The organism is Pandoraea fibrosis (genome assembly GCF_000807775.2).
Classification (GTDB): domain Bacteria; phylum Pseudomonadota; class Gammaproteobacteria; order Burkholderiales; family Burkholderiaceae; genus Pandoraea; species Pandoraea fibrosis.
Window position 1 is genome coordinate 334,324 of the sequence record NZ_CP047385.1, and the last position, 24,050, is coordinate 358,373.

The window sequence follows — 24,050 nt, forward strand, 5'->3', positions numbered from 1 at the left end:
AATGTGCGAAGTGTGTTCCTGGCGGCGATGGAAGGCGTCGTTCCCCGGCGTTGTCATTGGCAGATGAACCGTTGCAATTCCGGCGTGGACGGCTGCGTGAACAGCGACTCCGGCTCGCCCGACTCCCAGATCTTGCCCTGATGCATGAACACCACGCGATCCGATACATGGCGCGCGAAGCGCATCTCGTGCGTCACCAGGATCAGCGTCATGCCCTCGGCGGCAAGGTCTTCGAGCACCTTGAGAACTTCGGCGACCAGTTCGGGATCCAGTGCCGACGTGATCTCGTCGCACAGCAACACGGCGGGGTTCATGGCGAGCGAGCGGGCAATCGCGACACGTTGCTGCTGGCCGCCCGAGAGTTGCGACGGATAGCTGTCGAACTTGTCGGCGAGTCCCACCTTGGCGAGCATGGTGTGGGCGATCTCGCGGGCGTCGGCGCCGGACGTTTTCTTCACCACCTTTTGCGCGAGCATCACGTTCTCGCCGGCCGACAGATGCGGAAACAGGTTGTACTGCTGGAACACCATCCCGACCTTCAGACGCAGGGCGCGCAAGTCGGTGTCGCGCGCACCGACGTGTACACCGTCGACGGCGACGCTGCCGGCGTCGAAACGCTCAAGGCCGTTGAGCGTGCGCAGCAACGTGCTCTTGCCCGAGCCGCTCTTGCCGATGATCGAGACGACCTGACCGCGTTCGACGTCCATGTCGATGCCCTTGAGCACCGGGGTTTCGCCGAAGCGTTTCTGCATGCCCCTGACTTCAATGAGCGACATGGAGTTTCCTTTCAAGATGACGCGCCCACAGCGATAACGGATAGCAGGCAGCGAAGTAGAGCAGGGCAACGAGTCCGTACACGGTGAACGGCTGGAACGTCGCGTTGGTCAGCATGGTGCCGGTCTTGGTCAGTTCGTCGAAACCGATGATCGACGCGAGCGCCGTGCTCTTGATCACTTGCACCGAGAAACCGACCGTGGGCGCGATGGCGATGCGCAGCGCCTGCGGCAGAATGACGTGACGCAGTTGTTCGCCGTAACGCATGGCAAGGCTCGACGACGCTTCCCACTGACCGTGCGGGATGGCGTCGACACAGCCGCGCCAGATTTCCGTCAGATAGGCGCTGGTGTAGAGCGTGAGGCAAACGGCGGCGGCGATCCACGGCGACACGTCCAGGCCGAGCAGCGGCAGGCCGAAGAACACCAGAAACAACTGCATGAGCAACGGTGTGCCCTGAAAGACTTCGATGTATAGCGCCACGGCATTCGCGGCCCATTGCACGCGTCCCACGCGTACCACGAGCAGCAGCAGCGCGACCAGGCCGCCGAAGACGAAGGCGATCGCCGACAGGGCGAGCGTCCAGCGTCCGGCCAATAGCAGACCGTGCAGCATGTCCCATATCGAGAACTCGGTCATCGCGCACCTCCCCGGACCTTGACGGTGCCGCGAAAGAGCCGGCGCGCGCAACGCATCAACACGCGGCGCAGCGCAATCGCGAGCATGAGATACAGGGCGGTGACGATCAGATAGCTCTCGAATGCCCGGAACGTGCGCGACTGCACGAAGTTCGCGGCATACGACAGATCGGGCACGGAGATTTGTGAGACGACCGCCGATCCGAGCATCACGATCACGATCTGGCTGGCGAGCGCGGGGAATACCTTGGCGAACGCCTGCGGCAGGATCACATGACGCAGGATCTGTGCGCGCGTCATGGCGAGCGACAGTCCGGCTTCAGACAGTCCGTTCGGCACGGCACGCATGCCCGCGCGAATGATCTCCGTGGCATAGGCGCCAAGGTTCACACTCATGGCGACGATGGCGGCGGTGGTCTCGTCGATATGAATCCCCAGGCTCGGCAGCCCGAAGAAGATGAAGAAAAGCTGCACGATGAACGGCGTGTTGCGGATCAGTTCGACGTACAGGCCCGCGATCGCCTTGAGCCATCTCGGCCCCTCTTCGCGGGCGACGGCGCACAGCGCACCGACGATCACCCCCACGACCGTGGACACGGCCGTCAGGGCGATCGTCAGTGCGGCGCCGCGCACAAAGAGCATCAGGTATTGCCGCAGATCGGCAAAGTCGAGGACGTAATGCATGTGAAGCCGGTGGTGAGTCGCCAGGTAAGTTGGGCCGCAGCCCGCATGCAGATCAGAGATCGGCCGGCAGCGGCATGCCGAGCCACTTCTGCGAGACCTTGCCAAGCGAGCCGTCCTTCTTCGATGCGGTGAGGATGTCGTTGACCTTGGCGAGCAGTCGCGGCTCGTTCTTGTTCAGGCCGACGAAGCAGGGCGAATTCTTGATGAGGAACTTCGGCTCGGGCTGCTTGGGCGGATGCTTGGCGAGAATCGCCGCGGCCACGACGTTGCCCGTGGCGACCAGTTGCACCTGACCCGAGAGGAAGGCCGAGATCGTGCCGTTGTTGTCTTCGAAGCGTTTGATCGTGACGTCGGCCGGTGCGATCTTCGACAGTTCGAGGTCTTCCACGGCACCGCGCGTCACACCGATGGTCTTGCCCGAGAGGTCGGCAGGCTTGGACACGGCGAGATCCTTCGGGCCGAACACACCGTTATAGAACGGCGCATACGCTTCCGAGAAGTCGATGACCTTCTCGCGCTCGGCGTTCTTGCCGAGGCTGGAGATCACGAGGTCGGCTTTGTTCGTCGTGAGGTAGGGCACGCGGTTCGCGCTGGTGACCGGCACGAGTTCGAGCTTCACGCCCATGCCCTTGGCCAGCAGGGCGGCGGTGTCGATGTCGTAGCCGGCCGGCTTCATGTCCGGACCGATGGAGCCGAACGGCGGGAAGTCTTGCGGCACCGCCACGCGCAGGGTGCCGCGTTTGACGATGTCGTCGAGCCCGTCGGCGTGGGCGGCGCGCGGCATCGCCACCGTGAACGCAGCGATGGCGCTGACGGCGAGCATCAGCGTCGTGAAGGTGCGACGGGCGCGGGCACGTGCGCTGAGCGTGGTGGCGACGACTTCGTGAGAGACGGCGGTGCGGGTGAACGGCAGCATGACGGCAACCTCGGGTATCGGGGGCGAAGTATTCCGGCAACAGGAGTGTGCCGGCGGCCGGATCATCTGGTCTGACCGGTCGATACAGTGAGGTAGCAGGAATCGTGCCCGGTGTTGCCGAATGCCGTGCGTGATACGGCGCAGGGCGCAAGCGCGTCATCACCGCCGACACAAGGGCGACGGCGGGAAGCGGAAAGACGAAAGGTCAGCCCAGTATTGGTGCGAAATCGAGGTGGCAGGGTGTCGTGGCCGGGGCTGCGTCACCGTTTTGGTGCATTTCGTGTGCCCGTCGGATCATGTCGCCCAGAGACGCAGAGGTTCGGCGGGCACGCCGTGGACCAGCGGACGCAGTGTTAGCCAATGCGAGACGAGCAAGCCGCGCACCGTCTCCATGTCGTGACCGAGCACGCGCAGCACGAGGACGTTCCCGGGCAGGCAGGTGATGCCGGCGCGCAGGTCGTCGGTGAACGGCAGTCCTTCGGCGAGCGATTCGGCAAGCGTTCTCGTGCAAGCGTCGCCGACTGCCCACAGAGCGGCGAAGACCGGGAAGCCAGCGAGGCCGGTGGCGCCGGTGCGTTGCGCGTCGTTAGCGCCAAGCACGGCCTGTTCCGCCCACAGCAATCGGTCATTGGCGTCGCGCAATTCGAAGGTCGATCGCCAGCGGCCTTGCGTCCACTGTTCCCCGGCGGCCTGACGGCCAAGCAAGGTGGCGTCCCAGCCGATGACGCTCGCGCCAGCGCCTAGCCGAACGGTAATGCGCTGGCGTGCGTCCGCATGTTCGAACACGATGTTCTCGAGCGGCAGCCAGTCGAGCTTTGCGCCGTCTTGCACTGTGAGCGAGATGTCCTGCGTGCCGAAGCGGCCCTGCGATTTGTACCACTTGGTGGCGCCGGGCGTCGTGAGCACGGCATGTGCACGTTCGCCAACGTCCACATCGATGGACAACGTGTCGCCACCGGCAATGCCGCCGGGCGGATGCACCACCACGGCGTGGCAGATGCCGGGGCCTTCCGGGTGAAGCGACTTCTGGACGACGAGCGGACCTTGATGGCGGCGCGTGGCGAGGACGGTGCGCGCATCGTGTCGCGCAAAGCCCAGCGTCAGCTCGGCATGCCAGCCGGTGGAGGAAGCGTGCAGGGAATTCATGAAAAAGGGATCGGCGGTGGATGCCGCGAATCTAGCACGCGGCGAGCATGGGGGGCAGCGTAGCGCGCGTGGTGGGCATTGCGCGCGCTACGTATGTCGGGCGGTGCCTGTATTACACCGCCACCATATGCCGCACGCCGTCGGCCTCCATGTCCTTGCCCAGACCGCTCGCCACGATGGCACCACGACTCATGACGCGATAGTGATCCGCGAGTTCGAGCGCGAAGTCGTAATACTGTTCGACGAGCAACACTGTCATGCCGCGCTCGTCGACCAGCCGACGCAGGGTCGCACCGATGTCCTTGATGATGGACGGCTGAATGCCTTCGGTCGGCTCGTCGAGAATCAGCAGTTGCGGATCGCTCATGAGGGCGCGTCCAATGGCAAGTTGCTGCTGCTGTCCCCCCGACAGATCGCCGCCACGGCGCTGCTTCATGTCGCGCAACACGGGGAAGAGTTCGTAGATGTGATCGGGCACGCCGCGCTTGGCCTCGCGCGCGGGGCGGCTCGCCGCGCCGATCAGCAGATTCTCCTCGACGGTTAGCCGGGGGAAGATGTCGCGCCCCTGCGGCACATAGGCGAGTCCGTTGGCCACGCGCGCATACGGCGGCGCGGAGGTCAGCGCGTGGCCCCGCCAGGCGATGCTGCCGGACTTCACGGGCACGACCCCCATGAGGCATTTGAGCAGCGTCGTCTTGCCCACGCCGTTGCGTCCGAGCAGCACGGTGAGCTGCGCGTCGGGCACGGTAAATTCCACATTGCGCAGGATGTGGCTGCCGCTGTAGTACTGATTGAGTGCGTGAATTTCCAGCATGGTCAGCGTCCCAGATACGATTCGATCACGCGTTCGTCGCGCTGTACGGCGTCGAGTGTGCCTTCGGCGAGCACCCGGCCCTCGGCCATCACGGTGACGAGCCCTGTTTCGCCCGCGAGCGCCGCGACGAACGCCATGTCGTGCTCGACCACCATCATCGAGCAGTGACCGCGCAGGCGACCCAGCAATTCGGCAAGCTGCACCGTCTCTTCATCGGTCATGCCGGCGGCAGGTTCGTCGAGCAGCAGGAGCTGCGGCTGCTGCATGAGCAACATGCCGATCTCCAGCCGCTGCTTCTGGCCGTGCGATAGCTGTCCTGCACGCACGCGCGCCTGATGCTCCAGATGCGTGAGCGCCAGCACTTCCTCGATGCGATGTCGAATGGTCGGCGTGAGCATGGCCCAGAGCGAGCGGAACCAGCGCTTGTCGCCCGCGCAGGCGAGTTCGAGGTTTTCCCACACGCTGTGATGCTCGAATACCGTCGGCTTCTGGAACTTGCGGCCGACGCCGGCCTGCGCGATGGCTGGCTCGTCGAGTCGCGTGAGATCGAGTGTCTGGCCGAGGAAGGCACGGCCGGCGTCGGGGCGGGTCTTGCCCGTGATCACGTCCATCATGGTCGTCTTGCCCGCGCCGTTGGGCCCGATGATGCAGCGCAACTCGTCGGTCTTGATCGACAACGACAGATCGTTCAGCGCACGAAAGCCGTCGAACGACACGGAGATGTTCTCCAAATACAGGATCAGGCCGTGCGACGTGTCGATCTCACCCGGCACGACGAAGTGCGACATGCCGGTGGTGTCGCCGCTGACGTTGACGGCAACCGAGGCATCGGGCGTATCCGCCAACTGCCAACTGATATCGGCCATGTAGTTGTTCATGCGCGGTCTCCGGTGACAGGGTGGGGCGCATCGCCTTCGGCGGCGGCCGGCGCGTGTCGGGCCCGCTTGCGCGAGAGTTGCGTGACGAGTCCCATCACGCCCTGCGGCAGCAACAGCGGCACGAGCACGAACATGGCACCGAGGAAGAACAACCAGTACTCGGCAAAGTACGCGGTGAAGAAGCTCTTCGCGCCGTTGACGAGGAAGGCCCCGGCAATCGCGCCGACGAGCGAGCCGCGTCCGCCGATGGCCACCCAGATCGCCATCTCGATCGAGTTGACCGGGGCCATTTCGCTCGGATTGATGATGCCGACCTGCGGCACGTAGAGCGCGCCGGCAACACCGCACAGCATGGCAGACAGCGTCCACACGAACAGCTTGTAGCTGAGCGGCCGGTAGCCGAGGAACATGGCGCGGGACTCGCCGTCGCGAATGGCCGTGACCACGCGACCGAACTTCGACACGACCAGCGCGCGGCACAACAGGAACGCGCCGACGAGCACCGCGAACGTCACGAGAAACAGCACCGTGCGTGTGTTCGCCGAGGTGATCGAGTAACCGAGAATGCGCTTGAAATCGGTGAAGCCGTTGTTGCCGCCGAAGCCGGTCTCGTTGCGATAGAAGAGCAGCATGGCGGCGAAGGTGAGCGCTTGCGTGATGATCGACAGATACACGCCCTTGACGCGCGAACGGAAGGCCAGATAACCGAAGAGCCATGCGACGACGCCCGGCAAGGCGACGACGAGAAACATCGCCCACGCGAAATGCTCGGTACCGGTCCAGTACCAGGGCAGCGACTTCCAGTCGAGAAACACCATGAAGTCCGGCAGATCGCTGTGATACACGCCGTCGCGTCCGATGCCGCGCATCAGGTACATGCCCATCGCATAACCGCCGAGGGCGAAGAACAGGCCGTGGCCGAGGCTGAGAATGCCGCAGTAGCCCCACACCAGATCGAGCGCGAGCGCTGCAATCGCGTAGCACATGATCTTGCCGACGAGCGTCATGGCATAGGCCGACAGATGCAGCGGATGCGTGGCGGGCAACACCAGCGCGCAAACAGGCACCAGAATCCCGACTGCGATCACGAACGCCAGCAGCAGGGGCGCGACGTGCTTCGGCAGAAGACGGGCGCGCGGCGGCACATCCAGCGTGATCGACGGCGCGGTGCCTTCGGGCAAATAGTTCGACGTCTGCATTCAGGCCTCCGCGCTGCGCCCTTTGAGCGCAAACATGCCCTGCGGGCGTTTCTGGATGAACAGCACGATCAGGATCAGCACGGCGATCTTGGCGAGCACGGCACCCCACACGGGTTCGAGCAGTTTGTTGGCGATGCCCAGACCGAACGCGCCGACGATCGTCCCTGCGAGTTGTCCCACTCCTCCCAGCACCACGGCCATGAACGAATCGATGATGTAGCTCTGTCCGAGATCCGGGCCAACGTTACCGATCTGCGAAAGCGCACATCCGCCTAGTCCGGCAATGCCCGCGCCGAATGCGAAGGCGTAACTGTCGACGCGGCCGGTCTTCACGCCGACGCAGGCAGCCATCGAGCGGTTCTGCGTGACGGCCCGAATGAACAGGCCGAGACGCGTGAGATTGAGCACCGACCATGTGAGCGCCACGACCACCAGCGCGAAGATCAGAATCACGATGCGGTTGTACGGCAGCATCAGGTTGGGCAGCACCGCGATACCGCCGCTCATCCACGACGGATTGATCACCTCGACGTTCTGCGCACCGAACAGCGTGCGCACGCCCTGAATCAGCAGCAGGCTGATACCGAATGTCGTGAGCAACGTCTCGAGCGGGCGACCGTAAAGGTGCTTGATGACAGTGCGCTCCAGCACCATGCCAAGCACGGCCGCGACAAGAAACGCGGCAGGCACGGCGGCAACGAGATAGAAATCGAACGCCCCCGGCAGAAAGCGATGAAAGAGGGTCTGCACCACGTAGGTGGCATACGCGCCGACCATGAGGAATTCGCCGTGCGCCATATTGATCACGCCGATCAGGCCATACGTGATGGCCAGTCCCAGCGCGGCGAGCAGCAGCACGCTACCCAGCGACAGACCGGCGAATAACGTGCCGAAGAACTCGCTGCGGCGTTGTGCGGCGGCCAGTTTCGTCAACGCGATGTCGGCGGCGCTGCGCACGTTGGCGTCGGGTTCGGCGTAGGTGCCGTCCGCTTGTTTGGCGACGATGGGCAGCAGCAGGTCGCGCATCTGCGGATCGCCTGCTGCGGCAATCAGATCGATGGCTTCGCGGCGCTTGGCGGGATCGGTATCGTGCAATGCCGATTGCGCCCAGAGTTGATCGAGCCGTTTGCGCAACGCCGGGTCGGTCTCCTTCTGGCGAGCCTGTTCGATCAAGGTCTTGAACGCGGGCGACGGGTTTTGCAGCATCGTGTCGATCGCTTGCGCCCGGGCGTCGTGATCCGTCGAGAGCAGCGCGCCGGCGGCGGCGGCTGTCGCGACCTTGGCGCGCAACACGTTGTTGAGCGTGAGCGAGCCGGCGTTGTCGGCCTTGAGTGCCGCGCCCGTGATCGGATCGATGTACTTGTCGCCGCTCTGAATGGCGATGCGCTCGCCTACGGTCACGGCCGAGTCGTCGGCCAACGCCTTGAGAAGTGCAGCCGCCTGCGGTGAACCGTCGGCTGCAAGATGATCGATGGCTTGCGCCTTGGCGTCGAAGTCGTCGCCGGCGAGCGCGGTGAGGTCGGCATCGGTGACGCCCGGTTGGGCGGCCCGGGCCGTGGAAGGAGTGATCAGCGCGGCGCCCAGCGATATCAGGACAAGGGCGGCAGCGGTCCAGCGTCTTATCGTTATCATCAAAACCTCTGCGTGCGCCGGAGACCGTCCACGCGGCTCCGGCGCAAGGAATGAAAGGAGGGTCAGACTTTATCGGGCTTGCCTTCGTTACCGGCGATGAAGGGGCTCCACGGCTGTGCACGCACCGTCGACTTGGTCTTCCACACCACGTTGAACTGACCGTCCGGGCGGATTTCGCCGATCATCACGGGCTTGTGCAGGTGGTGGTTGGCGTCCATGACCATGTCGAAGCCATCCGGCGACTTGAAAGACTGGCCGACCATGGCCGTGCGTACCTTGTCGACGTCGACGCTGCCGGCCTTCTCGACGGCCTGCTTCCACATGTGCATGCCCACGAAGGTGGCTTCCATCGGGTCGTTCGTCACGCGCTTGTCGCCACCCGACAGCCCCTTCGCCTTGACGTAGGCGAACCACGCCTTCTTGAACGCATCGTTGGTCGGGTTCTTCACCGACATGAAGTAGTTCCAGGCGGCGAGGTGTCCCACGAGCGGCTTCGTGTCGATGCCACGCAGTTCCTCTTCGCCGACCGAGAACGCCACGACCGGCACATCGGTGGCCTTCAGGCCCTGGTTGCCCAGTTCCTTGTAGAACGGCACGTTCGAGTCGCCGTTGATGGTCGAGATGACGCTGGTCTTGCCGCCTTGTGCGAACTGTTTGATGTTGGCGACGATGGTCTGGTAGTCGCTGTGACCGAACGGCGTGTAGACCTCCTGAATGTCCTTGTCGGCCACGCCCTTCGAATGGAGGAAGGCGCGCAGGATCTTGTTGGTCGTGCGCGGGTAGACGTAGTCGGTGCCGAGCAGGAAGAAGCGCTTCGCGCCGCCGCCTTCCTTGCTCATGACGTATTCCACGGCGGGGATCGCCTGCTGGTTCGGCGCTGCGCCCGTGTAGAAGACGTTCTTCGACATCTCTTCGCCTTCGTACTGCACGGGGTAGTACAGCAGGCCGTTGAGTTCTTCGAAGACCGGCAGGACCGACTTGCGCGACACCGACGTCCAGCAACCGAACACGGCGGCGACCTTGTCCGTGGTGAGCAGTTGGCGGGCCTTTTCGGCGAAGAGCGGCCAGTTCGAGGCGGGGTCGACCACCACGGCTTCGAGCGGGCGGCCCATCACGCCTCCCTTGGCGTTGATGTCGGCGATGGTCATGAGCGCGACATCCTTGAGCGACGTCTCCGAGATGGCCATCGTGCCCGAGAGCGAGTGCAGGATGCCGACCTTGATGGGCTGCTTGCTCTGGGCGAACAAGTTCGGCGCCATGCCGGTAAGCGAAGCGGCGCCCGAGAGGGCCGCCATCTGGAGTAGCGTGCGTCGTTTCATGGTACGTCTTCCCCTTTCCTGGTTAGACCGGTGGATCCGGTATGGGGGGACTCACGCAAAGGTCGTGCCAGCGGCGAGGCGCCGGCGTGTGCGATGCCCCCGGGGACTTCGCGAACCGGCCGTCACGCGCGATCGACTGGTGTACAAGTCAAGACGCCATCTGGTGCACAAGGCGGCGATGTCCGGCTTCTGGCGCGGGGAGCGACGATGCCGGGAGACCGCGCAGGTATCCGTCTTTCGGCTGATGGAAGAACGCGGGGCGAAGCACGTTGGTGCGGCGACGCGCAGAGTTGGTGCGCACCGAGTTGGCGCGAAGCGGGGCGGAGATGGCCCGTCGCGACTTTCGGAGCGTCGCCGGGGAGGAGAGGTCACCGAGTGGCATTTTTTGATGCATGATTGGCATTCGTGCCAAAACGGGCGTCGGCAAGATGAGGGCTCTCGAGGACTCCCGACTTGTTCGACACCACACTCATGACCGATGCCATTGCCGGGCGCACCGCCCCCCCTACCGAACCCGGACACGCCGAAATGCAACGGCGCAAGATGGGTCGTCGCTACGCTGCCGTGCTGGCGGCTTGTCAGGCGCTGTACACCGCTGCGCTGTCCGTTGACCTGACCCTGACGGGGCTCGTCGGATACATGCTGGCGTCGGACAAGGGCTACGCGACGCTGCCGTTCTCGCTGATTACCGTGGCGTCGGCGATCACGACGATCTTCGCGTCGATGCTGATTCAGCGCTTCGGCCAACGGCTGGGCTTCGCCCTGGGCGCGTTGTTCGGCACCGTGGGCGGGCTGGTGTCGGTCGTGGCGATCTACGAGCGGCACTTCGCGATGTTCTGTGCGGGCACGGCATGTGTCGGCGTGTTTCAGGCCTTTGCGCGCTACTACCGGCTCGCGGCGGCTGACGTGGTGCCTGTCGAGGACAAGCCGCGCGCCATCTCCATCGTACTCACGGGGGGCGTGCTGGCGGCCGTGATCGGACCCGCGCTCGCGGCAGGCAGCAAGGACTGGCTCGCGCCGGTCACGTTCGCCGGATCGTATCTGGTCGTGACGCTGCTCTCCGGTATTTCACTGCTGTTGCTGGTCGGCTTCCTGCGCAATTTGCCCGTGCACGCGGCAAGCGGCGCGGCGGCCGATGCGGCGGCATTGCCTGCGCGTCCGCTGGGCGAAATCATGCGTCAGCCGATCTATATGGCGGCGTTGGCGAACAACCTGATCGGTTTCATGGTGATGATGTTCGTGATGACGGCGACGCCGATTGCGGCGGTGGCTTGCGGGCACAGCATCGACGACGGGGCGCACATCATCGAGTGGCATCTGGTGGGCATGTATGCGCCGTCGTTCTTCTCGGGACATCTCGTCAAGCGTTGGGGTGTTGTGCCGGTGCTATTGGCGGGGATTGCGATGAGTGCGCTGTGCGGCGTGCTGGCGCTGATGTCGACGAGTCTGCCGTACTTCTATGCGGCGCTGGCGTTCCTCGGTGTGGGCTGGAACTTCATGTTCGTGGGCGGCACGACGTTGCTCACCCTGTCGTATCGCCCGGCAGAGCGCGCGAGAGCGCAGGCCGCGAATGAATTCATCACCTTTGCCGGAACGGCGATTTCGAGCCTCTTTGCAGGACAACTGCTCGCTCGCTTCGGTTGGGCCACGATCAATCAGGCGACCTTTCCTTTGCTCGCGATCGCAGCGCTGGCGACCGTTTGGTACGCCGTCGACGCGAAACGGCGCCCGGCACATGTGCCTGCCTGACGATTCCTTTTGTCTGTGAGCGTATGACCGTATGAACATCCGCCAGCCTCGTCTCGTTGCCTTTCTCATCGTGCCGCCGTTCGTGCTGCTGGATCTGGCGGGGCCGCTCGACGCGTTTCACGCGGTCATCCGCAACTTCAACGATTCCGGACAGCCGGCGCCCTATCGCACCGTGGTGGTGTCGGAGCACGGTGGTCCGGTGGAGACCGGCTCGGGGATCACGCTGCATACGGAGCCGATGCGCGCGCTCGAAGCGATGCAGGTCGACACGTTGATCGCGGTCGGTGGTGCGGTGGCGCATCGTCCTGCGGTGCCCGGCGAGGTGGGGGCGTGGTTGCGCAACTATGCACCGAGCGTGCGCCGCGTGTGCTCGGTGTGCGTGGGGGCATTCATTCTGGGGGCGGCGGGATTGTTGAACGGACGTCGCGCGACAACGCACTGGCTGGATACGGCAATGTTGCAGACGTGCTTTCCGGAGGCGCGGGTCGAGTCCGATCCGATCTATGTGCGCGACGATGCGGTGTGGACGTCTGCCGGGATCACGGCGGGCATCGATCTCGGGCTGGCATTGGTCGAAGACGATTGCGGCGTGGACGTGGCGTTGCAGGCAGCGCGCCGGTTGGTGGTGTTTCTCAAGCGTGCGGGTGGGCAATCGCAGTTCAGTCCGCCGTTGCGGGAGCAGGTGGCCGCTGGCGCACCGTTCGGGGAGTTGCATGCGTGGATGTCGACGCGGCTGGATGGCGATCTGTCGGTGATGCGTTTGGCGGAGCAGGCGAACATGAGTCCGCGCACGTTCGCGCGAAGCTATCTTGCGCATACCGGGTCGACACCGGCGAAGGCGGTTGAGCGGATGCGCCTGGAAGCGGCGCGTTTCGCCTTGCTCGACTCGGACGCGCCACTCAAGCGCATTGCCGCGCGCGTTGGCTTTGGCGACGAGCAAAACCTGCGCCGGGCGTTTCAACGTCAGTACGGCGTGACGCCCTTGGCCTATCGGGAGCGGTTCGGGATGGGGGAGGGGGCGTGCGCGCGCGTTGTGACACTGGCCTGAGGGTGGTGCAGCGGTTTGCGATGCTAAAGCCGTTGGAAACGTCACCTCGCCAAGAGGTGCCGCGAGCCGTCATCGATTGTCGCAGCTTATGCCGCCAGCTTTCCCGCCGCCGCCCGATCGAGAAAGCGGAACAAACGCGCATCGTCCGAATACGCGACGTTGAAACGGAACCAGTGGCAGGGCTCGTTGTGCGCGAGGAAGAATTCGCCCGGGGCGAGCATGATGCTTTCCAGCAAGGCGGCTTCCGCCAGTTCGCGCGCCGGTCGTGCGGTCTGCGGCAAGCTGCCGCACACGAACATGCCGCCTTCCGGCTGCGCCAGCAACGTCACCCCGTGTGATTGCAATTGCGTGATGAGCCGCGCACGAGCGCGCGTCAGCCGGTCCGACAGGCGTTCGATGTGCTTGCGGTGACGTCCCTCGGTCAGAATCGCATGCACGATGCGTTCGTTAATTTCCGACGACGTGAGTCCCGCCACCATCTTGCTGCGGGCGATTTCATGCGCCAGATCGCGCGAACAGGCCAGATAGCCGACGCGCACCGACGGCGAAATCGTCTTCGAAAAGCTCGACACATAAATCACCCGCGACAGACCGTCCATCGCGGCAAGCGACGGGGTGCCTGCGGGGGCCAGCTCCCGGTAGATATCGTCCTCGACGATCCAGAATCCATGTTGCTCGGCACACTGCAAAATGCGATGTGCCGTTGCGGGCGAAAGTGATGTCCCGAGCGGATTCTGCAACGCGGGATTGACGAACAGCGCGCGCGGACGATGCGTCTGCGCCGCCTGCTCCAGTGCAGCGAGATCCAGCCCGGCTTGCGTGCGCTCGATGCCCACGACGTTCAGTCCGGCCAGGCGCAGCACCGCCAGCAAATTACAGTACGCCGGGGCCTCGACCAGTACAGTGTCGCCCGGCTTGAGCAGTGTGCGAACGATCAGATCGAGCGCCTGCGTCGCACCGTGAGTGAGCACGATGGTTTCGGGCGGCGCGTCGATGGATAACTCGCCAAGACGTCGTGCCAGCCACTGACGCAATGGGCCGTAGCCGTGCGGATGCCCGTAATGGGCGAAATGCGCCCCCGGCCCTTTCGAGAGCGAACGCAGGGCGCCATGCAGGCCGTCTTCGTCGAGCCAACTATCCGGCAACCACCCGCAGCCACTTTTCACGGCAATCGAGTCGTCCGCAAAGATCTCGGAGAGCAGCCATGCATTCGTGACTTCGCTTGCAGCACCGCCGACGGTCAGGCCATTGCCCGGACCGGTCGATCCGGCGTCTCGCGCGTCGGCCGCCCCCGCGACGAAGAACCCCGCCCCACGCCGCGCTACGAGCATGCCGTTGGCTACGAGCCGGTCGTAAGCCTCCACCACGGTGAACGTGCTGATGCCGTGCGCCTTCGCCAGCGCACGAATCGACGGCATTCGCATGCCCGCATGCAGCGTCTGACGCTGCAACGCGTGTTCGACCTCGCGCACGATCTGGTCGACGAGCGCTTCCGGTTGGGCGCGATTCAGGGAAAAGGCGAGCGGTTGGACCATGGTGGCAGGGTAGAGGCTGTTGCCAATACAGTTGAGGCAATTGACCGATACAGAATATACATTTTCCGAGAAACTGTACATGTCTGTACCGGTTGGCCTCTCGTAGGATCGATGCCATCCACCCGTGGCGATCTGTCTTGCCGTCCGCGGGACATCCTGATCGAGCCAAGACCTGAGGAGCCCCCGCGATGAACATGAAAGACCTGAATCTCGATATGACGGCGTTCTGGATGCCATTCACGAACAACCGGCAGTTCAAAAGCTCGCCGCGCCTGTTGGTGAAGGCCGAGGGCATGTATTACACGTCGTCGGACAATCGACAGATTCTGGACGGCACGGCCGGGCTGTGGTGCGTGAACGCCGGTCACTGCCGTACCGAGATTGTCGAGGCGATCCGTCAGCAGGCCGGTGAAATGGACTTTGCGCCGACGTTCCAGATGGGGCACCCGAAGGCGTTCGAAGCCGCTAGCAAGATTGCCGCCATCACGCCGCAGGGACTGGATCGCGTCTTCTTCACGAACTCGGGCTCGGAGTCGGTCGACACCGCACTGAAGATGGCCCTCGCGTATCACCGCGCACGAGGGGAAGGCCAGCGCACGCGGCTCATCGGTCGCGAGCGTGGATACCACGGCGTGGGCTTCGGCGGCATTTCGGTGGGGGGTATTTCGCCGAACCGCAAAGCCTATTCGGGCCAACTGCTGCCGGCCGTCGATCACCTGCCGCATACGCTCAACATCAAGGAAGCCGCCTTCACCAAGGGACAGCCGACGTGGGGCGCGCATCTCGCCGACGAACTCGAACGTCTGGTGACGCTGCACGACGCGTCGACCATTGCCGCGGTGATCGTCGAGCCGCTCGCCGGCTCCACTGGCGTGCTGGTGCCGCCGCAGGGCTACCTGCAGAAGCTGCGTGAAATCTGCGACAAGCACGGCATTCTGTTGATCTTCGACGAAGTCATCACCGGCCTCGGCCGTCTGGGCAAGCCGTTCGCCGCGCAGTATTTCGGCGTGACGCCGGACATCATCACGATGGCCAAGGGGGTGAACAACGCTGCCGTTCCGATGGGGGCCGTCGCCGTGAAGACGAGCGTGCATGACACCATCGTCAATGCCGGTAACGCGGGCGCGATCGAGTTTTTCCACGGCTACACGTACTCGGGGCACCCGCTGGCCGCCGCTGCCGCGTGCGCCGCGCTCGACGTGTACAAGAACGACGGCCTGTTTGAACGCGCCGCAAAGCTCGCGCCGTATTTCGAGAAGACGATTCACGGTCTGCGCGATCTGCCGAACGTCATCGACATTCGTAACCTCGGGCTGGTCGGCGGCATTGAAATGTCCACTCGCGACGGCAAGCCCGGTGCACGTGCACACGAGGTCTTCGTCAAGTGCTTCGAGAAGGGCGCGCTGGTGCGTTATACCGGCGACATTCTCGCGTTCTCGCCGCCGCTCATCGTGAGCGAAGCGCAACTCGACGAGTTGTTCGGCATCGTGGCCGAAGCCATTCGCGAGACGGCGTAACGACGTAAGCCGGAAACAAAAACGCCGTCAGGAGGTTTCTGACGGCGTTTTTTTCATGCGTCGACGTTAGCGCACCGGTGCGATCTCGATACCTTCGTCGAGCAGGAAGCTGCGAATGCGTTTGGCGAATTCGAGCGCGTGTTCTCCGTCGCCATGCAGGCAAACGGTTTGTGCCTGAATCGGAACGAGCGTGCCATCGATCGCGCGTACCCGTTGCTCGCGCACCATCGTCAGCGTTTGCGCCAGCGCGTCTTCTTCGCGTTCGATCAGGGCGCCGGGCGTGCCGCGTTTGACCAGCGAGCCGTCCGGGTTGTAGCCACGATCGGCGAAGACTTCCTCGACCGCATGCATGCCGGCGGCGCGCGCCGCCTTCACCAATTCACCGCCCGCCAGGCCGAAGATCGCAAGATCGGTGTCGAACGCGCGCACGGCTTCGACGAGCGTTTCGGCCAGCGCCGGATCGCGTGCGGCCTGATTGTAGAGCGCACCGTGAGGCTTGACGTGCGACAGCCAGCCACCTTGCGCGCGCACCATCGCCGCGAGTGCGCCGATCTGATACAGCATGCCGGCACGAATCTCGTCGAGCGGAAGCTGCATCTCGGTGCGTCCGAAATTCTCGCGGTCGGGGAAGCTCGGATGCGCACCGATGGCGACACCGTTCTCCAGCGCCCAACGCACGACCTGCTGCATGGTGCCTGCGTCGCCCGCGTGCCAGCCACAGGCAACGTTGGCTGAGCTGACCAGCGCGAGCAGCGCCTCGTCGTAATCGCAACCTTCGCCAAGGTCGACATTCAGATCGATCTTCATCATCAGTTCTCCAGCCGGGGACAAGCCGTCGCGCTTGCGCTGCGTCAGCGCTTGCGCGTGATGGCCGGTACCCGAGGGGTGTGCAGAATGCCGCGATCGTGCCACGCGAGGGCGCGCTCGATCTGGGCAAGATAACGCAACTGTTCGCGCAGGGCTTCGCGCGCCTCGGCGGCGCTGCATTCCGAGAAATACAGGGTGCTGCCCAGCCGCGCCTGACCGAGCCGCCACAGATCGGCAGTGATGACGGTGCCGATCTTGGGGTATCCGCCGGTGGTTTGCGCATCGGCCAGCAGAATGATCGGCTGTCCCGACGGCGGCACCTGAATGACACCCGGCAGCACACCGTGCGAGAGCAGATCGTGACTGCGATTCTTCTTGCGTGCGAGCGGTTCGGGTCCCGCCAGACGGTAGCCCATGCGATTGCTGTTAGGCGTGACCTGCCACGGATTCTCCCAGAAGCTCTTGTGCGTGGCAGCGGTGAAATCGTCGTACTCCGGACCCGGCAGGACGCGAACCCGTTGCGCCAGCGGATCGGACAGCCACAACGGGGGACGCACGCCCAATGGCTCGACCTTGCGCAGGGCGGCGTTGGCGCGCCCGATGCCGATGCGGTCGCCGTCGCGCAGCGCCCGGCCTTCGAAACCGCCGAAGCCGGCGGCCAGATCGGTGCTGCGCGAGCCGAGTGTCTCGGGCACGTCGATGCCGCCCGCGACAGCCAGATAGGTCCGCATGCCGAAGCGGGCCGGACGCAGTGTGAGTGTCTGACCGCGCGCGACCGGGAATCGCCACCATGACCACACGGGCGTGCCGTCGAGGTCGGCATGACAATCGGCCCCGGTCAGGGCGACGAGCGTGGCGGTGCTGAAGCGCACCACGCACGTCCCCATGGTGATTTCGAGGGTCGCGGCGCTCAGGGCGTTGCCGACCAGGCGATTGGCCACGGCGCAGGCGAGCGGGTCGACGGCGCCACCGCTGGCCACGCCGAATTCACGTTGTCGGGTACGGCCCAGATCCTGAACCGTGGTGAGCAGGCCGGCACGCTGGATGTCGATCACAGGTCAAGACTCGCGATAGTGAAGCGCACGCGGTCGCCCGGCGCCAGCAAGGCGGGCGGGGTCGCGGCGGGGTCGAACAGCGCACTGGCAGTGTGGCCGATGATCTGCCAGCCGCCGGGCGAGGTGAGGGGGTAGATGCCGGTTTGATTGCCGCCGATGCCCACGGAGCCGGCGGGTACCGACAGTCTTGGTTCGGCCCGGCGAGCGGTGGCAATCGACTCGTCGAGGCCACCCAAATAGGCAAAGCCCGGCTGAAAGCCAAGGAAGTAGACGACGTATTCCGGCGCGGTATGGCGCTGTACGACCGTCTTCGGCTGCAAACGCGCGAGCCTGGCCACCTCGGCCAGATCCGGGCCGTGCTGGCCGCCGTAGTGCACCGGGATCTCGATATCGCGTCCGACGTCTCCGGCGGCGGGAGGCGTCTGCCAGGCATCGCGCAGGCGCTCGCTCAGCAAGTCGATGTCGGTGGCGAGCGGATCGAACAGCAACGTGAGGTTGTTCATGCCGGGCACGACTTCACGCACATCGGGCCACTCGCGCGCGAGCGACGCCACGTGCCACACGCGGCGCTGTGTGGCCAGCGTAGGCGTGGTGCCGGCCTCGCATATGAGCGCACTGTCGCCGAGCGGCAGAATCTTGAGCGTTGTCATGGATTTAGCGATGGGTGCCGGAAGGGCGTGCAAAGGTGGCGGATTCCGTCACGATGGCGTCGAGCGCCAGATCGTGGGCTTCGGCGCTGAGGTGTTCGATCTCGAGCGCGTCGTAGGCGATGCCGAGCGTTTGCGGGGCGGGAGTCATCGAATGCAGCGTGCGGTCGTAGAAGCCGCCGCCATAGCCCAGCCGCAGACCGTCGCGCGTGAAGCCCACGCAAGGCACGAGCAGCAAGTCGGGCACCAGCACTTCGGTATCGGCCGGCACGGGAATGCGGTAGCGGCCCTCTTTCATGACGGTAGCGGGTGTCCAGCGATGGAAGACGAGCGGCGTCGCGGGGGCCGTGACGACCGGCAGGGCGGCCAGCCGCGGTGCTCCGGGAGGTGCCTGTGCGAGCCAGGCACCGACGACCTCGCGCGCGTCGAATTCGCGCTGGATCGGCCAGTAGAAGCCCACACAGCGCGGTGCACGGCGTGCCAGTTCGTCGGTCAATCGAGCGGCGAGCGCGGCGTCGCGTGCGTCGCGGTCAGCGAGCGTTGCACGCGTGTCCAGCAAAGCCTTGCGCAAACGTGCCTTTCCGGTGGCTGATTCCATCCCATTCCCGGCGGTTTGGGCCGCCGATTGGGCGGGGTCCCGTGCTATGCTTGAATCCACTTTTTAACCGACGCTCCCCGAAGATGTCAGAACGTTTGACCCGAGTATATCGCGCCGCTGCGCTGGCCCTGACCGCTGCCGCGCTGGTCGCCTGCAGCACGACCCAGGCAACCGGTCGTCCGAAGGCGCCACCGGCGGCAAGCCGCTCGACGACATCTGCCGACGCGCTTTCGCAGCGCTCGCCCGACGACATCTTCGTGCAACTGCGCGACGCCGCCCGCACCAACGATGCGCCGCGCGCCACCGCGCTCGCCGCCATGCTCACCGACTACGACGTGCCGTCGTATGTCCAGTACTTCCAGATCAAGTCGCGCATGTTCGATCGTTCGGGCAAGGCGCTCATCGATACGCCCGACGACGATATCCGGGCGTTCTTGCGCACGTATGACGGTCAGGCGATTGCCGACCGGATGCGCAACGACTGGCTGCTGGTGCTGGGCAAGCGCCACGACTGGCAGACGTTCGATGCCGAGTATCCGAAGTTCGTGCTCGACGACGATACCCAGGTCAAGTGCTATTCGATGATGTCGCGCGCTGCGCGTGGCGAGAACGTCACGCAGGCCGCCACCGATCTGCTGACCACGCCGAAGTACTACGGCGAAGGTTGCGTCGACATGATCAATACGCTGGCCGCGAGCGGGCAGTTGCCGCGCAAGGAAGTCTGGCACCAGATGCGTCTGGCATATGAGGAGAACTACACCTCGCTGGGCAAGCAGATTGCCGATGCGCTCGGCACCGCGCGCCCCGACGATACCCTGCTCGATATGGCGGCAACGCGTCCGGCGCAGATTCTCGCGCGCGGCGTCGACGGCTCGGAGGCGTCGCGCCAGCTCGCACTGCTCGCCACCGTGCGCATGGCGCGCAGCGACGCCATGCTCGCCGCAAGCAGCTTCTCGGGCATCGCAGGCAGTCTGTCGCAGGACGAGCGCGCCATCGGCTGGGGCGCCATTGGCATGCGCGGTGCCCTGTCGCAGAGCCCGATGGCGATCACCTGGTACCGTCAGGCCGGCAGCGCCAAGCTCTCGAACACCGCGCAGGAATGGAAGATTCGAGCTGCACTGCGCGCGGGCGACTGGAATCTCGTGCGCACGGGCATCGAAGCGATGCCCGCCGCGTTGCGCGACGACGGCGTCTGGACGTATTGGTATGGCCGCGCGCTGCGCGAAGCCGGTCAGGGCGACGCCGCCCGCGCCCAGTTCCAGAAGATCGCCATGCAGACGAACTTCTACGGTCAATTGGCGAACGAGGAGTTGGGCAACAAGACGGCGCTGCCCGCACGCACGACCGTCACCAAGGCGGAGATCGACGCGAACCGCGCGAACCCCGGTTTCCAGCGTGCGGCCAAGTTCTACGATCTGGGCCTGCGTTTCGAGGGCAACCGGGAGTGGAACTGGGAACTGCGCAACATGACCGACCGTCAGTTGATCGCCGCCGCCCAGTACGCCAATAGCATCGAACTGTTCGATCGCGCCGTGAACACGGCGGATCGCACGAAGGCCGAGCACGACTTCACACTGCGCTATCTGATGCCGTTCCGCAGCAAGGTGGAACCGCTCGCCGCCGCTGTCGATCTGGACGAGGCGTGGGCCTATGGTCTGATCCGTCAGGAGTCGCGCTTCATCATCAATGCCCGTTCGTCGGCCGGTGCCGGCGGTCTGATGCAGATCATGCCGGCGACCGCGAAGATGGTCGCCAAGCAGATCGGCATGGATTACCAGCCGGGCATGATGCACGACATCGATACCAATATCCGTCTGGGTACCAGCTATCTGTCGGATATCTACAATAAGTTCGACGGCTCGGCCGTGCTCGCGTCGGCCGGTTACAACGCCGGCCCGGGGCGTCCGCGGACCTGGCGCTCCACGCTGGACCGTCCGGTCGAGGGCGCGATCTTCGCCGAAACGATCCCGTTCAACGAGACGCGCACGTATGTCGAGAACGTGTTGTCGAACACGACGTATTACTCGGCCCTGATCACTGGCCGCCCGCAATCGCTCAAGGAGCGGCTCGGCGTAATCTTGCCCCAGTGACGGCGCCGCCGTCCCACAGTCATGACGCGGAGGTGACGCATGCGCTATAACGTTTGTGTCGTCGGTGGCACCGGTTTCATCGGCAGCCATCTGGTAGCCCGACTGGTGACCCTGGGACACGCGGTGCGCCTGCCGACGCGGCGCGTCGAGGCCGCAAAGGCGCTCGGCGTGTTGCCCGGTGTGGAACTGGTCGAGTGCGACGTGCACGACCCGCGCGCGCTGGAACGCGTGATGGCGGGTTGCGACGCCGTGATCAATCTTGTGGGCGTATTGCACAGCGATCGTGGCACGCCCTACGGTCGCGCGTTTGCCCGCGCTCACGTCGAACTGCCGCGCAAGATCGCACAGGCCTGTCGCGACAGGGGAATCGACAGGCTCATTCACATGAGTGCACTCGGCGCAGATTCCAACGGCCCGAGCATGTACCAGCGCTCCAAGGGCGACGGCGAGGTGGCGATTCGCGAGACGGGCATTCCTGCCACGATCTTCCGCCCGTCGGTGGTATTCGGCCCGGGCGATAAATTCCTGAATACGTTTGCCAGGCTGCAAAGGCGTCTGCCGGTGGTGCCGCTCGCGTGTGCCAAGGCACGCTTTCAGCCGATCTATGTGACGGACGTCGCGCAGGCGTTCGCAGGGGCGCTCGATAACGACGCGACGGTGGGCAAAACCTACGAACTGGGTGGCCCCGACGTCTACACGCTCGAAGCGCTCGTGCGCTTTGCCGGTGCCGCGTGTGGCTGCGAACGGCCGGTTCTGGCATTGCCGGACAGCACCGCGCGATTGCAGGCCGCGATCTTCGAGAAGTTGCCGGGCGAACCCATCATCACGCGCGACAATCTCGACTCGATGACGGTCGACAATGTCATGAGTGGTCCGCTGGCGCCCGAACTCGGACTCACGCCGAACGGGCTCGAAATTGCCGTCGATTATCTCGATGGCGATAACTGGGAGCGGCGTCTGTCGGATTACCGGCGGTACGCCGGACGTTGACGCTTCGCGTTTGCACGTCTGCGCAATCTGTGCGACAACGCTTCCTCATTACAGTCGCGCGGCACCCGGCGTGCCGCGGGCAAGGAAAGTCCTCATGCAATTGATCATCGCCAACAAGAAATATTCCTCATGGTCGATGCGTCCATGGGTCCTGCTCAAGCACTTCGGTATCGCGTTCGAAGAGCAGCAGGTGTGGCTCGCTCAACCCGACTCACGCGAGCAGATCCTGCGCTACTCCCCCACGGGCAAAGTGCCATGTCTGATCGACAACGGCATTACGGTCTGGGACTCGCTGGCCATTTGCGAATATCTGGCCGATAGCTATCCGCATCTGCCGCTGTGGCCGAAGTCGCGTGAAGCGCGTGCCCACGCGCGCAGCGTTTGCGCCGAGATGCACAGTGGTTTCACCGCGTTGCGCACGAACATGTGGATGAACGTGGGCGCGCATTGGCCGGGCGCAGGCACGACGCCCGAGGTACTGGCCGATATCCGTCGCATCGAAGCGATCTGGGAAGACTGTCTCGCGCGCTACGAAGGTCCGTTCCTGTTCGGCGACTTCACCATTGCCGACGCGTTCTATGCGCCGGTGGTCATGCGCTTTGCTACCTTCGAGCCGTCGCTGTCAGCGCATGCGCAGGCCTATGTCGAGCGTGTTCGCGAAGTGGCGGCCGTGCAGGCGTGGGTCGCTGCGGGGCGTGGCGAGACGGTGAGCATCGCTTATTACGAAGTGCGTCCATGAAGATTTACGCTGTCGGCGGAGCGATTCGCGACGCCATGCTGGGACTGCCCGTCAAGGATCGCGACTACGTGGTGGTGGGCGCGACGCCCGAGGAAATGGTGCGGCAGGGTTTTAAACCGGTCGGCAAAGACTTTCCCGTGTTTCTCCATCCCCAGACCCGTGCCGAATACGCGTTGGCTCGCACTGAGCGCAAGACGGCACGCGGCTATCACGGTTTCTCGTTCTACTTCGCCCCGGAAGTCACGCTGGAGGAAGATCTCGCGCGGCGCGACTTCACCATCAATGCGATGGCACGCGAAGTCATGCCCGATGACAGTCTGTCGGACGAACTGGTCGATCCCTACGGCGGTAAGCGCGATCTCGAGGCGCGGTTGTTCCGTCATGTGGGCGAAGCGTTTGCGGAAGACCCGGTGCGAATTCTGCGTTGCGCCCGGTTTGCCGCACGCTTCACCGACTTCTCCGTGGCCGGGGAGACGCTCGACCTGATGCGAGAGATGACGGCCAACGGCGAGGTCGATGCGCTGGTGGCCGAGCGCGTCTGGCAAGAGATTTCACGTGGGCTGATGGAGCGTCAGCCATCACGCATGTTCGACGTGTTGCGCGATTCGGGTGCGCTAGAGCGCATTCTGCCGGAGCTGGCGCAGCTATGGGGCGTGCCGCAACGTGCCGATTTCCATCCGGAAGTGGATACCGGCGTGCATGTGATGATGGTGATCGACTACGCCGCGAAGCAAGGCTATTCGCTGCCGGTGCGCTTTGCGGCGCTCACACACGATCTCGGCAAAGGCACGACACCGGAAGACATATTGCCGCGTCACATCGGACACGAGGGGCGTAGTGTGGGATTGCTCGGCCCGTTGTGCGCGCGCTTGCGCGTCCCCGTCGAGTGCCGCGAACTGGCGCAAGTTGTGGCGCGCGAGCACGGCAATATCCATGGGAGCCAGAAGTTCGGCGCGGCGGCGCTGGTGCGTTTGCTCGAGCGGTGCGACGCGCTGCGCAAACCCGACCGGTTTGTCGAAGTGCTTCAGGCGTGCGAGGCGGACGCACGCGGACGCGGCGGCGATTTCGCAACCGCACCCTATCCACAGCGAGATCGGTTGATGGCGGCGCTTGCCGCGGCGCGCAGCATCGATGCAGGGGCTGTCGCGAGCCGATACACGGACCATCCCGAGAAGATTCGCGACGCCGTGCAGGCCGCAAGAATCGATGCCGTCGAGGCGGCGGGGTTGGGCACCGCAGACGAATGAGCGCAGCGCAAGTGTGGCCGTTCGCGCC

At 64.6% G+C, this 24,050-nt stretch carries 22 protein-coding genes; 7 read left to right on the plus strand and 15 right to left on the minus strand.

Annotated elements, in window-relative coordinates:
- Nucleotides 1–53: 53 nt before the first annotated feature.
- The 10 genes from PI93_RS01400 to urtA all read right to left on the minus strand — a co-directional run bounded on the left by PI93_RS01400 (nucleotide 54) and on the right by urtA (nucleotide 10,000).
- Nucleotides 54–776, minus strand: coding sequence for an amino acid ABC transporter ATP-binding protein (locus PI93_RS01400; RefSeq protein WP_039370471.1), 723 nt, complete (start codon nucleotides 774–776; stop codon nucleotides 54–56).
- Nucleotides 763–1,413: an amino acid ABC transporter permease gene (locus tag PI93_RS01405; protein WP_039370474.1), complete on the minus strand. Its 651-nt coding sequence runs from the start codon at nucleotides 1,411–1,413 to the stop codon at nucleotides 763–765. Before PI93_RS01405 ends, PI93_RS01400 begins: the two co-directional genes overlap by 14 nt.
- Entirely contained in the window at nucleotides 1,410–2,096 is a 687-nt protein-coding gene (locus PI93_RS01410) for an amino acid ABC transporter permease (RefSeq protein WP_039370478.1), read from the minus strand. Before PI93_RS01410 ends, PI93_RS01405 begins: the two co-directional genes overlap by 4 nt.
- Before the next feature lie 52 nt (nucleotides 2,097–2,148).
- Complete coding sequence (locus PI93_RS01415; protein WP_039370722.1) at nucleotides 2,149–2,919, minus strand: transporter substrate-binding domain-containing protein; 771 nt, start codon at nucleotides 2,917–2,919, stop codon at nucleotides 2,149–2,151.
- A gap of 387 nt (nucleotides 2,920–3,306) precedes the next feature.
- Nucleotides 3,307–4,158 (minus strand): urease accessory protein UreD, encoded by an 852-nt coding sequence (locus PI93_RS01420; protein WP_039370481.1) that lies wholly within the window; start codon nucleotides 4,156–4,158, stop codon nucleotides 3,307–3,309.
- Between the two features lie 112 nt (nucleotides 4,159–4,270).
- On the minus strand, nucleotides 4,271–4,972 hold the full coding sequence (urtE, locus tag PI93_RS01425) for an urea ABC transporter ATP-binding subunit UrtE (RefSeq protein WP_039370484.1): 702 nt from the start codon (nucleotides 4,970–4,972) through the stop codon (nucleotides 4,271–4,273).
- A 2-nt stretch (nucleotides 4,973–4,974) separates the two neighbouring features.
- Entirely contained in the window at nucleotides 4,975–5,760 is a 786-nt protein-coding gene (gene urtD / locus PI93_RS01430; RefSeq protein WP_236105813.1) for an urea ABC transporter ATP-binding protein UrtD, read from the minus strand.
- 86 nt (nucleotides 5,761–5,846) lie between these two features.
- A complete protein-coding gene (gene urtC, locus PI93_RS01435; protein ID WP_052240666.1) occupies nucleotides 5,847–7,049 on the minus strand; it encodes an urea ABC transporter permease subunit UrtC in 1,203 nt (400 codons plus the stop codon).
- The gene (urtB, locus tag PI93_RS01440) at nucleotides 7,050–8,681 is read right to left on the minus strand and encodes an urea ABC transporter permease subunit UrtB (protein ID WP_039370488.1); all 1,632 of its coding nucleotides are present in this window, start codon (nucleotides 8,679–8,681) and stop codon (nucleotides 7,050–7,052) included.
- Nucleotides 8,682–8,743: 62 nt separating this feature from the next.
- Entirely contained in the window at nucleotides 8,744–10,000 is a 1,257-nt protein-coding gene (gene urtA / locus PI93_RS01445; RefSeq protein ID WP_039370491.1) for an urea ABC transporter substrate-binding protein, read from the minus strand.
- A gap of 528 nt (nucleotides 10,001–10,528) precedes the next feature.
- Here urtA and PI93_RS01450 point away from each other — a divergent pair.
- Both PI93_RS01450 and PI93_RS01455 read left to right on the plus strand, forming a co-directional pair.
- On the plus strand, nucleotides 10,529–11,749 hold the full coding sequence (locus tag PI93_RS01450; RefSeq protein ID WP_236105814.1) for an MFS transporter: 1,221 nt from the start codon (nucleotides 10,529–10,531) through the stop codon (nucleotides 11,747–11,749).
- Nucleotides 11,750–11,780: 31 nt separating this feature from the next.
- The gene (locus tag PI93_RS01455) at nucleotides 11,781–12,797 is read left to right on the plus strand and encodes a GlxA family transcriptional regulator (protein WP_052240667.1); all 1,017 of its coding nucleotides are present in this window, start codon (nucleotides 11,781–11,783) and stop codon (nucleotides 12,795–12,797) included.
- A gap of 86 nt (nucleotides 12,798–12,883) precedes the next feature.
- On the opposite strand, the gene PI93_RS01460 is transcribed toward PI93_RS01455, so the two are convergent.
- A complete protein-coding gene (locus PI93_RS01460) occupies nucleotides 12,884–14,332 on the minus strand; it encodes an aminotransferase-like domain-containing protein (protein ID WP_039370738.1) in 1,449 nt (482 codons plus the stop codon).
- A gap of 188 nt (nucleotides 14,333–14,520) precedes the next feature.
- On the opposite strand from PI93_RS01460, the gene PI93_RS01465 reads away from it, so the two are divergent.
- On the plus strand, nucleotides 14,521–15,849 hold the full coding sequence (locus tag PI93_RS01465; protein WP_039370498.1) for an aspartate aminotransferase family protein: 1,329 nt from the start codon (nucleotides 14,521–14,523) through the stop codon (nucleotides 15,847–15,849).
- 66 nt (nucleotides 15,850–15,915) lie between these two features.
- On the opposite strand, the gene pxpA is transcribed toward PI93_RS01465, so the two are convergent.
- From pxpA to PI93_RS01485, 4 genes are read right to left on the minus strand one after another with little or no spacing between them, the layout of a single operon-like run.
- Nucleotides 15,916–16,656, minus strand: coding sequence for a 5-oxoprolinase subunit PxpA (pxpA, locus tag PI93_RS01470; protein ID WP_201278440.1), 741 nt, complete (start codon nucleotides 16,654–16,656; stop codon nucleotides 15,916–15,918).
- 44 nt (nucleotides 16,657–16,700) lie between these two features.
- Complete coding sequence (locus PI93_RS01475) at nucleotides 16,701–17,711, minus strand: 5-oxoprolinase subunit C family protein (RefSeq protein ID WP_039370505.1); 1,011 nt, start codon at nucleotides 17,709–17,711, stop codon at nucleotides 16,701–16,703.
- Nucleotides 17,708–18,361 carry a 5-oxoprolinase subunit PxpB gene (gene pxpB / locus PI93_RS01480; RefSeq protein ID WP_039370508.1) on the minus strand — a complete coding sequence of 218 codons (654 nt, stop codon included), beginning with the start codon at nucleotides 18,359–18,361 and terminating at the stop codon, nucleotides 17,708–17,710. The genes PI93_RS01475 and pxpB overlap by 4 nt, the downstream gene beginning before the upstream one ends.
- A gap of 4 nt (nucleotides 18,362–18,365) precedes the next feature.
- Nucleotides 18,366–19,016: a 5-formyltetrahydrofolate cyclo-ligase gene (locus PI93_RS01485; protein ID WP_407945342.1), complete on the minus strand. Its 651-nt coding sequence runs from the start codon at nucleotides 19,014–19,016 to the stop codon at nucleotides 18,366–18,368.
- 23 nt (nucleotides 19,017–19,039) lie between these two features.
- Between PI93_RS01485 and PI93_RS01490 the strand changes: the two genes are divergently transcribed.
- The 4 genes from PI93_RS01490 (at nucleotide 19,040) to PI93_RS01505 (ending at nucleotide 24,022) form a co-directional block, all read left to right on the plus strand.
- Entirely contained in the window at nucleotides 19,040–21,046 is a 2,007-nt protein-coding gene (locus PI93_RS01490) for a lytic transglycosylase domain-containing protein (RefSeq protein ID WP_039370513.1), read from the plus strand.
- Nucleotides 21,047–21,085: 39 nt separating this feature from the next.
- Nucleotides 21,086–22,036: a complex I NDUFA9 subunit family protein gene (locus PI93_RS01495; protein ID WP_039370517.1), complete on the plus strand. Its 951-nt coding sequence runs from the start codon at nucleotides 21,086–21,088 to the stop codon at nucleotides 22,034–22,036.
- 94 nt (nucleotides 22,037–22,130) lie between these two features.
- On the plus strand, nucleotides 22,131–22,775 hold the full coding sequence (locus tag PI93_RS01500) for a glutathione S-transferase family protein (protein WP_039370519.1): 645 nt from the start codon (nucleotides 22,131–22,133) through the stop codon (nucleotides 22,773–22,775).
- Nucleotides 22,772–24,022 carry a multifunctional CCA addition/repair protein gene (locus PI93_RS01505; protein WP_039370523.1) on the plus strand — a complete coding sequence of 417 codons (1,251 nt, stop codon included), beginning with the start codon at nucleotides 22,772–22,774 and terminating at the stop codon, nucleotides 24,020–24,022. Before PI93_RS01500 ends, PI93_RS01505 begins: the two co-directional genes overlap by 4 nt.
- The last annotated feature ends 28 nt before the right edge of the window (nucleotides 24,023–24,050 follow it).